The organism is Ectobacillus funiculus, assembly GCF_004138295.1.
GTDB lineage: Bacteria > Bacillota > Bacilli > Bacillales > Bacillaceae_G > Ectobacillus > Ectobacillus funiculus.
This window is the reverse complement of the sequence record NZ_SCFM01000052.1, coordinates 34,950-43,884: the sequence shown is the minus strand read 5'-3', so window position 1 is coordinate 43,884 and position 8,935 is coordinate 34,950. Positions and strand designations below refer to the sequence as shown.

General features: G+C 36.0%; 10 protein-coding genes. 8 read left to right on the top strand and 2 right to left on the bottom strand.

Going from position 1 to position 8,935, the window contains the following annotated elements; all coding sequences use genetic code 11:
- Positions 1 to 257, bottom strand: a 257-nt coding sequence (locus EP737_RS21620; RefSeq protein WP_246040334.1) for a 3-hydroxyacyl-CoA dehydrogenase NAD-binding domain-containing protein, incomplete at its 3' end; no start/stop codon positions are given.
- 291 nt (positions 258 to 548) lie between these two features.
- Between EP737_RS21620 and EP737_RS21615 the strand changes: the two genes are divergently transcribed.
- From EP737_RS21615 to EP737_RS21580, 8 genes are all read left to right on the top strand, one after another.
- Complete coding sequence (locus EP737_RS21615) at positions 549 to 1,019, top strand: NUDIX domain-containing protein (RefSeq protein ID WP_129730875.1); 471 nt, start codon at positions 549 to 551, stop codon at positions 1,017 to 1,019.
- A 30-nt stretch (positions 1,020 to 1,049) separates the two neighbouring features.
- Positions 1,050 to 1,469 carry a cupin domain-containing protein gene (locus tag EP737_RS21610; protein ID WP_129730873.1) on the top strand — a complete coding sequence of 140 codons (420 nt, stop codon included), beginning with the start codon at positions 1,050 to 1,052 and terminating at the stop codon, positions 1,467 to 1,469.
- Positions 1,470 to 2,527: 1,058 nt separating this feature from the next.
- Positions 2,528 to 2,884 (top strand): PTS glucitol/sorbitol transporter subunit IIA, encoded by a 357-nt coding sequence (locus EP737_RS21605; RefSeq protein ID WP_129730871.1) that lies wholly within the window; start codon positions 2,528 to 2,530, stop codon positions 2,882 to 2,884.
- A gap of 55 nt (positions 2,885 to 2,939) precedes the next feature.
- On the top strand, positions 2,940 to 3,476 hold the full coding sequence (gene srlA / locus EP737_RS21600) for a PTS glucitol/sorbitol transporter subunit IIC (protein WP_129730869.1): 537 nt from the start codon (positions 2,940 to 2,942) through the stop codon (positions 3,474 to 3,476).
- A 16-nt stretch (positions 3,477 to 3,492) separates the two neighbouring features.
- Entirely contained in the window at positions 3,493 to 4,524 is a 1,032-nt protein-coding gene (srlE, locus tag EP737_RS21595) for a PTS glucitol/sorbitol transporter subunit IIB (protein ID WP_129730867.1), read from the top strand.
- Between the two features lie 40 nt (positions 4,525 to 4,564).
- Positions 4,565 to 5,623, top strand: a complete 1,059-nt coding sequence (locus EP737_RS21590; protein WP_129730865.1) for a zinc-dependent alcohol dehydrogenase — start codon at positions 4,565 to 4,567, stop codon at positions 5,621 to 5,623.
- 52 nt (positions 5,624 to 5,675) lie between these two features.
- Positions 5,676 to 6,692 carry a 2-hydroxyacid dehydrogenase gene (locus EP737_RS21585; RefSeq protein ID WP_129730863.1) on the top strand — a complete coding sequence of 339 codons (1,017 nt, stop codon included), beginning with the start codon at positions 5,676 to 5,678 and terminating at the stop codon, positions 6,690 to 6,692.
- A 2-nt stretch (positions 6,693 to 6,694) separates the two neighbouring features.
- Positions 6,695 to 7,099 (top strand): transcriptional regulator GutM, encoded by a 405-nt coding sequence (locus EP737_RS21580; RefSeq protein ID WP_129730861.1) that lies wholly within the window; start codon positions 6,695 to 6,697, stop codon positions 7,097 to 7,099.
- A gap of 396 nt (positions 7,100 to 7,495) precedes the next feature.
- Here EP737_RS21580 and bglA read toward each other — a convergent pair whose 3' ends face one another.
- Positions 7,496 to 8,935 (bottom strand): 6-phospho-beta-glucosidase BglA, encoded by a 1,440-nt coding sequence (bglA, locus tag EP737_RS21575; RefSeq protein ID WP_129730859.1) that lies wholly within the window; start codon positions 8,933 to 8,935, stop codon positions 7,496 to 7,498.

The window sequence follows — 8,935 nt, the reverse complement described above, 5'->3', positions numbered from 1 at the left end:
ACGTTAGAAGATTGAATCACTTGACGGAAATCATTTGTTACAATAATCTGCTCTTTCTTAACTGCTTTTGAATTATAATAATCTGCAGCTCTTTGTGCAGCCTCAACATTAATATCACTAATTCCTGTTACTGCCATGCCTGGAATACTAGAAATTTGAGCGATCATCCCAAATCCCATTTGTCCGGCACCGATAACACCCACTTTAATTGGCTCATTCGCACGTTCTCTTTCTAAAAGCTGTTGATAAATCGACATTGTTATATCCCCCTTTAAATACTCCTAAAGTTCAACCTTTTAATCGTTTTCCAATAATAAAGTTAAAAAATAAGACGAGCTAAATAATTTATTGTTTGTTAAATTTTTCAACATTATCTATAATGAAAAATATCTTAACTTTTTTCTTAGACAGTAACAAAAGATTCGTTTTATTAACATATGACACAGTGTTTATCATATGTTACTGCCATGTGCTTATAATAAAACGAAATGAAAGGGTTGTCAATAAATTTTGTGAAATAATATTAAAGAAATGGAAAGGAGCAAAAAATGAATAGAAAGGATTATTATTACGATCAACATGCCCCAAAACCACAAACAATCGTTCCTGCTGTTTCAGCTGTAATTGTTAATAACAGACAGGAAATTTTACTTCAAGAACGAGTGGATAATGAAAAGTGGTCTTTGCCCGGTGGAAAAATGGAGCCAGGAGAAACCGTAGAGGAAGCAATTAAGCGGGAGGTAAAGGAAGAAACTGGTTTTGATGTAGAGATAAAACAACTAGTTGGAGTGTACAGTGATCCTAATCATGTCATAGCATATGAAGATGGGGAAGTTCGACAACAATTTTCGATTTGCTTTTTATGCGAGGTTATAGGTGGTTCACTAGTAATTAGTGATGAATCAAAAAGGGTAGAATTTATTGCGCTAAGCAAGTTGGATTCTTTAAATATTCACGTAACCCAGAAGATACGAATTCAAGATGCTCTCAGCGGAGAGAGTAAAGCCTTTATAAGATAAATCAATTAATGAAATCTATGGAGGAACTAGATGAATAAACAAATGCATATTATTAAGAATGAACAGATTACAAAGGCATTAGAAGATACTACTAGACAATACTTAGTAGGTAAATTATCACACCCTCAGGCGCTTGAGCATATAGAGGATAACAAGCTAGAAATTGGCATCACCTCATATGATGAATTCTATAGTGAATTGCCGCACTATCATACTCAAGCATATGAATATCAGTACATGATCAGTGGCATGACAGAATATAAGGATGTAGAGACAGGTCAGCAATATACCTTTCGTAAAGGGGACTTTTATGTGACTCCACCAGGTATTAAATATGCCCAACGTTCACAACCGGGAACAGCTATTTTATTTATTAAAGCACCACCAGGCAACGATAAGATGAATGTTGAAGTGACAGATGAAATAAAAAACTGGCTTAGTGGGAAATGACGCCACTAAGCCTTCCGTATCAAAGTCACAAAAGCTACGGCATCTATATACTTAGCCTGGACTTGTTTTCTCCTCCCCTGCTAGAAAAGATAGGTCCAGACTGAGTTTCTTTGAGGAAGGTACTGGTCCTGTTGCGAATAATTTACAAAATCTCATTCGCCAATGTGGATTTTCCCCCACGTCCTAGTTTTTGAGACTGTTCTTCAATAACATCCTATACTTCAAAATCAAAATAAATCCCCCTTCATAACAGTAGTGAGTTCCTTTGCAGGGATCTCCCCTATAAAACATAACTGAAAATAAAAATAATTTTGATTTAATAACAAAATTAACTTACTATTAAAAATGTTATTGCTTCTGTATAAAAGTCATGATAGTATACTGAATATAAATTAACACAAATTAACAAAAAGGAACAAATTTGGTGTAAATCAGCATAATACAGATTCAGTGCTTGAGGATTATTAGTATAACTTTAATGCTTGTTTAACTATCATTGGGAAAAGTACTGATCAGGGGGATATTACACAAAACAAAATATCTTATTTGTATATTTCGAATTAATGTAAACATTATATTGATTGATGATTGAGTAAGTGCACCTTTTTTGTAAGCGGATACAACATCTCGCAAATGGCTATTAAGTAAAAGCAGAAAAACAAAGATAACCAATCTGGAACATGACATTGCGTGTTTTGAACAAGTCTCAACTCTCATATAAGTACTAGATAAATAGATCGTCCTCAACTTCCAGTTCTGGTGCAAAGATTATATTTATTTGAAAAAGGTATATAGATTCCTAATGAAATCTATTCTTATGCAGTTATTCCATTTATGTGCTTCATTCGAGATCCTGACGACATTTCGCGGATTCTATACGCTAAGACAACTAATGTAAATTGATATACCTAAAATAAGGTTTTTTGGTCAAAAGTACCCTTAGCGTAAGGAAATCAGAATTTTACCTTCTAGAAAATGTATCATCATACAGTATCCTCATTTTGTCGGCAGGAACTCGATATTTATAAAAAATTTTTTAGATGAAGGGAGAAACTTTTATGTTAGAAACAAAAATTATAGAAATTGGTCCAGCTGCTCCAGAGTTTAGAGAAGAAAATTTATTAATCCTTTTCGGTCCAGCTGCTCCACCTGAATTAAAGGAATTTTCAGTTGTTCATGAAGTAAAACAACAACCGGAAAACTCAATTGTTGAGGGTGGGACATTAGAAATTGGAAATAAAGTCTATAAGATTGAAAAAGTAGGGTCACTTGCTAATAAAAATTTTGAAGATCTAGGTCACCTTTCAATTTATTTTAAAGATGACACTTCACAGGAACTTCTTCCAGGAGCCATTTTAGTAACTCCTGAAGAATATCCAGAACTTAAGGTTAATGATTATATAGTGCTTAAATAGTGATTCTGAAAAAGTTCAAGTATTTAACAAGTTCTTTAATTGGGAGGGATAAATAATGGAGCTTTTTGTTAAATTAGCAGAGGGATTTATGGCAATGATTAAAGAGGGTGCCGGCGTATTTATGGGATTTGTTACAGGGATTATTCCTGTTCTTATAGTTTTGATTACAATTGTAACCGCTTTTATTAAGTTGGTCGGCGAGGAGAGAATCTTTGGTTTCATGAAAAAGATTTCTCGTTTTACCATATTTAGATATACACTCATACCGTTCCTTAGCATGTTTTTCTTAACAAATCCTATGGCTTATACCTTTGGAAGATTTATTCCTGAAAAACAGAAACCTGCATTCTATGATTCTGCTGTGTCTTTTTGTCATCCGATCTCTGGGATTTTTCCACATGCGAATTCAGCAGAGCTGTTTATTTTCCTCGGAATTGCTAATGGTTTTGCAAAGGTTGGAAATCAATCTGAATTGGCTGTTTTGTACCTTGTAGCTGGTCTTACCGTGAGTCTAATGCGAGGAATTATAACTGAGAAAATTACAGCATTCCTTATGAAACGCAATGAAGCTTCCAAACAAAATGTTGCATAATATGGGGGGATAAAACATGTCTGAATACAATGTGGTAAAGGTTACAAAGGGGAAAAATGGCTGGGGAGGGCCATTCATTTTAAAACCAGATTCTCAAAAAAAATATGTTATAAGTGTTACCGGTGGAGGAATTCATCCTGTTGCACAAAGAATTGCGGATTTAACAGGGGCTATTGCCGTTGATTCATTTAAAAATCCAGTAGAAAAAGAAGAAACATTATGTGCGGTCATTGATTGTGGGGGGACTGCTCGTTGTGGAACCTATCCAAGACTTAGAATTCCAACGATTAATGTTAAGGTAGCGAGTCCATCAGGTCCTCTTGCCAAGTTCATGACTGAAGATATATTTATGTCCGATGTATCTGTCGATGACATCGCATTAGCTGAATCAGAATCTGTAGCCTTTGTTGCAGCCACTGTTGCAGCGGCTGTTGAAGAAACAAATATACAAAGGAAGCCTGCAGTCGAATCAAAAATCAATGTGGTCCCTCAAGCTTCTATTGAAGTAAAGAAAATGAATCCTGTTATGAAACTTATTGATGTGATTGGCCGTGGTGCAGGAAAGTTTATGAATGTTATGTACCAATCAGGTAGAGAAACAATAGATACAGTTATGAGGAACATTTTACCGTTTATGGCTTTTGTTGCTGCTTTAATTGGAATTATTAACTTTACGGGAATTGGGGAAATTTTAGCTCATGTACTAACTCCATTAGCTGGTAATATAACAGGATTGGTAATACTAGCATTAATTGGAGGTCTCCCTTTCCTTTCTCCATTGCTTGCGCCTGGAGCAGTTATCGGAGCGATTGTTGGTGTATTAATTGGTGGGGAAATTGCTAAAGGTACAATTCCACCGGCATATGCTTTACCAGCACTGTTCGCCATTAATGCTCAAGTAGGATGTGACTTTGCACCCGTGGGTTTAACTTTGGGGGAAGCCAAACCTGAAACGATTTCAGTCGGTGTTCCAGCTATCCTATTTTCAAGGGTTATTACAGGACCTCTATCCGTATTAGTTGCCTATGGATTTTCATTCTTTTTGTGATGACAAAAGCTAAGTGTAATTAAAAAAAGGGGCGATATTCATGCTACCCAATAAAATGAGATTTGCCGTTTTAACAGAAAAAGGACATGCTGAAGTAAGGGTAAAGGAACTACCGAGGTTAAGAGAAGACGAACTCTTGGTCAAACAGGAGGCTTGTAATATTTGCACAACCGATTATCAACAATGGCTCGGTTTAAGGGAACATCAAGGGTACCCAATGGCTGGCGGGCATGAGGCGTCAGGAATTGTTATTGCAAAGGGCGATAAAGTAGGAGATGCCTTTGAAGTAGGAGACCGGGTAAGTATCTTATATGACTATTGTGCCATATGTGATAACTGCAAAGCTGATATGATTACAATCTGTCAAAGTAAAAAACTATTTGGAAAAAATTATTCTGATGAATATTATGGAATCTTTGGTTTTTCCGACTATTTTATTAGAAATGCAAAAAGCTTTGTGAAGCTGAATTCAGATTTATCGCCATCTGAAGCAGGATTTGTAGAACCCCTCGGATCTGTACTCCATGGTATGAGAAAGCTTAGATTACGAGGTGGATATGATACAGTTGCAGTAATCGGTGGGGGAACGATGGGTTTATTGAATGCAGCAGCTGCTAGAGCAATGGGAGCCAGAGTGATTGTTTCTGGAAGAGGAGAAAAGAAGCTGGAAATAGGAAGGAAAATGGGATTTGAAATGATTGACGCTGGCAACACGGATCCTGTAGAAGAAGTGAAAAGGTTGACAAATGGCCGTGGAGCAGATGCAGTTATTGTATCAGCAGGAGCAACATCAGCTAATCAACAGGCTTTAGAAATGGTGAAGGATCAGCATGGAAGAATATTATTATATGCTGCCGGATATCCAGTACCTGAATTAAATGTGGATTCAAATGTAATTCATTATAAAAATTTAGAACTAGTAGGAACCTTTGGCTCTACTTTAGAGGATTTTAATAATGCAGGGGAAATGCTTAGCGAAAGACGAATTGATGTTTCATATTTAATAGAAGAGAAGGTCCCATTAACAAATATTCAGCAGGCATTTGAAAAGGCAAGCACAAAAGGTAATTTCAGGATATCAGTAATGTTACAGGAATAGCAAGCAGGTGATGATACAGGCCAGAGTGTAAATAAGAGAGGGGAAATGAACAATGAAATGTTTAGCAATCTCTGATTTATTTATTACGAAAGATATGATGGATGAAGGTTTAGTTGAATTACGTAATCAAGGTATTGAAATTACTATTAAGGAATGGCTTCATGAAGACCTGGAAACTTTACAGAGGGATAACATAAAGTTGGAGCATGAGGGCAGCGAGGCCATTGCTTTACCTGCTGAAATTGTAGATGGTATTGAGGATTATGATATTATCATTACTCAATTTGCACCGATAGGGAAACAAGTGATTGATAAAGGTAAAAACTTAAAAATATTAGGAGTGCTTCGAGCTGGAATAGAAAACGTTAATTATCGCTATGCGGAGGAAAAAGGAATTAAAGTATTTAATACACCTGGAAGAAGTGATACAAGTGTATCTGAATTTACTGTAGGTTTAATCTTGTCCGAAATTCGGAATATTTCACGAGGAAACTATCATTTAAAAAATGGGAAATGGGAAAAATATTACCCAAATGGTATTTTATCCCCAGAATTGAAAGAATCAACCGTTGGAATCATTGGGTACGGCGCGATAGGACAAAGGGTTGCTAACCTTCTTCGCCCATTTGGAGGGAGAATTATCTTTTTTGATGATTACTTCAAGGGGGAAACAGAAGATAGCCAGGTTGATTTGGATACATTAGTCAGAGAAGCAGATATCATTTCAATGCATTATCGATTAACAGAACAAACGAAGCATATGCTTAATAAGACCCACTTTGAAAAAATGAAGAGGTCTGCTGTTGTAATCAATAGTGCTCGATCCGGCTTAATCAATGAGCGTGATCTGATTGAAGCCTTACAAGAAAAAATAATTGCTGGTGCAGCGGTAGATGTATATGATCAAGAACCATTACCACAAGATCATCCTTATTTACAGCTCGACAATATAACGATAACACCACATATTGCAGGTTCGACAATTGGAAACTTTGCCAACTCACCTAAGATCCTGACAAAAAGAATAATTCCGGAGATTTCCAATCTAGCAATTAAACAAGGAGAATAAACGTGAAAGAGTTATTGATTATTATTGTTACCCTTATGATTTTACAATTCCTCACAGGGATTCTACACATTAAATATTATCAAAGCGTACTTAGAAAAATGAGTAAAAGATCAGAAGGTTATCTTGGTGTGGGAATGAACCGACAAAAATTTAAGTTAAATCAAATCTGCATTATGGTTACCGATGTTCATGGGGAAATTACAGAATGCCGAATTCTATCTGGATTCACTGTTTTTTCAAGGTTTCGTAAAGACCCTGGTTATGAAGGTAAAAATATCTTTCACATAGAATGGAACGGAAAAGAAAAATACAAAGAAGTAATGGAAAATGCTATCCAAATGATTAAAAATGAAATGGAAAAAAGAAACACGAATGCATTAACAACTATAGAATTGTCAGTTAATTGAATATTATCTATTGGTTCTCCTTGTAATGAGGAATATGCTATATATTCCTCATTACAAGGAGTCTTTTGATTTTATCATATAAAGGAAGTCTATGATCGAATCTCAACAAAGCCATCAAGAATTACCGAAGAGTATAAACAAGGTTTAGATGAGTTTTTAGGAAAAATTCCAATTCGTGTTATTAGCAAACCCTATCGGCTTATCCGTTATCTAAATCAGTCATATAAAACTATTAAACGGTATAAAAAATAAGGTCGAAATAGGTTCCATAATCAATACTTAACCTGATTCATAATCCGGTTCATATCCTTCCTACATAAAAACCCGAATAAGGCACTTATTTATAAGCGTCCATTATTCGGGTTATTGTTCACTGCTAAGTTAACAGGGGATATCTTATAATTCTTCCCCATTCGTTTCAATTACTTGTTTATACCAATGGAACGAATCCTTCTTATAACGCTTCATTGATCCGTTTCCTTCATTATCACGATCCACATAAATCATGCCATAACGTTTTTTCATTTCACCTGTTGTGAATGACACGATATCGATGATTCCCCATGGCGTATAGCCAATTAAATCAACACCATCATAAATGACTGCTTTTTCTAATGCTTCGATATGTGATTTTAAATATTGGATTCTTTCTGGATCATGGATGGAGCCATCCGCTTCTAAAGTATCCACAGCACCAAATCCATTTTCTACGATAAACAATGGAACTTGGTAGCGATCATAAAAACGGTTTAATGTGTAGCGGAGTCCAGTTGGATCAATGGACCAACCCCAATCACTAGCCTTGATGTATGGATTTTCTACACTATTAGGTAATCCGCCATTTACAACATCTCCAGTGTTATCATTTACGACATCGCTTTTGACAGTTGTAGACATATAGTAACTAAAGCCTAAATAATCAACTGTACCATTTCTTAAGATTTCGTCATCGCCTTCTTCGAACTTGATATTATATCCTTCTCTTTCAAATTCTTTTAAAGCGTAGCTTGGGTAGTAACCACGAACCTGTACATCAGGGAAGAAGTAGCGTTGTCTCATTTCTTCCTCAGCTAACATCACATCTTCTGGATTGCATGAATAAGGATAAATTGGTACATGAGATACCATTGCCCCAATTTGGAATTCTGGGTTAATTTCTTTTCCTTTTGCTACAGCTAATGCACTTGCAAGCAGTTCATGGTGTGCTGTTTGATACATCACTTCTTTCGCATTCTCGCCTTCTTTTACCATAACACCAGAGTTTGTCCATAAGAATATTGGATTGTTAACATCCATTTGGTTGTTGATTTCGTTAAATGTCATCCAGTATTTCACTTTATCTTTATAGCGATTAAAGCAAACTTCCGCGAATTTCACGAAACAGTCTACTACTTTTCTATTTCTGAATCCGCCATATTCTCTTGCCAAATGTAACGGCAATTCAAAGTGAGATAGTGTAATCACAGGTTCAATTCCATGCTTTAGTAATTCATCAAATACATCATCATAGAATTGTAGACCTTCTTCGTTCGGTTCAGCTTCATCGCCTTTTGGAAAAATTCTGCTCCAGCCGATCGATGTTCGTAAGCATTTTAATCCCATTTCAGCAAACAAGGCAATGTCTTCTTTATATTTATGGTAGAAATCAATTGCTTCGTGGTTTGGATAAAACTTATCAACTTCAATCGTTTCTGTAATTTCTCGCGGTACGCCATGTGCACCCGCTGTCATTACATCTACAACACTTGGCCCTTTACCGCCTTGATTCCAGCCACCTTCAAATTGATGAGCGGCTAAAGCGCCGCCCCATAAAAAGTCTTTTGGCAATTGTCCCAT